We start from the raw sequence: 968 nt of genomic DNA on the forward strand, positions 1-968 counted from the left end.
CGGCGCCCATGCCGTTGCCGCCGAGGCTGCCGCCGCCCAGGCCGCCCAGGGTGCCGTTGACCGCACCGCCCACGCTGCCCGCACCGCCCAGCAACTGCGCGCCGGCCACGCCCGGGATCAGCGCCACCGACGCCACCAGCACCGCGCTCGCCAACAGAGTCTTGCCGTTCATCGCATTCTCCTCGTGTCGCCGCAGGCCATCTGCGGCTCTCATGTTTCCCTACGAATCGAGCGACGCAGAACATCCCGTGCAGGCGGGACGCAGACAGAATGCGTTCAGCCGCCCGGCGCGCGCTGCAGCGGCAGGTCCGCGCCGAGCAGCCCGGCGCCGTACACCGGATCGGCGCCGGGCGCACCGAGATCGCGCGCCTGCGCCTGCAACTGCGTGCGCAGCTGCGCGGCCGCCTGCGGATTCGGCTGCGACAGTGCCTGCGCCGCCAGCCGCGCCACCAGCGGCGCCGCGAAGGAGGTACCACGCTGCGTTTGCCAGCGGCCTTGCGGCGCGGCGGCGATCAGTTCGCCGACCGCGGCGAAGGCCACCTGCGGCCCTCGCCCCGCCTCCGGCAAGACCCGCGCACGCGCATCCACCGCGGTGACACCGATCACCCCGGGATAGGCCGCGGGATACAGTGGCGGTGCTGCCGGGCCGTCGTTGCCCACCGCGGCGACCAGCACGTGGCCGCGCGCGAGCATGCGCTGCACGGCGAGTTGCAACGCACGGTTGGGCCCGCCGATCAGGCTGATGTTGATCACCGGCACCTGTTGCTGCGCCATCCACGCCAGTGCCCCGACCAGCTCGACCACGGTGCCGCCATCGGCCTGTCCGCAATAGATGTCGGCCGCATACAGGGTGCGCGCGAACGGCCCGTGCGCCACCGCGCGTCCGGCCAGCAGCGAGGCGACCGCCGTGCCGTGCGGCTGCGCGCGCACCTGCCCGTCGCAGCCCCAGGATTGCACCTGCACGCCGG

Annotated in this window: 1 protein-coding gene; it reads right to left on the reverse strand. The window is 73.9% G+C overall.

Annotated features, from left to right (window positions below; genetic code table 11):
* Positions 1-276: 276 nt before the first annotated feature.
* The coding region (locus tag D588_RS25525) for a S8 family serine peptidase (protein ID WP_017917179.1) at positions 277-968 on the reverse strand (692 nt) is incomplete at its 5' end.

Source organism: Xanthomonas sp. SHU 308 (genome assembly GCF_000364645.1).
Lineage (GTDB): Bacteria > Pseudomonadota > Gammaproteobacteria > Xanthomonadales > Xanthomonadaceae > Xanthomonas_A > Xanthomonas_A sontii.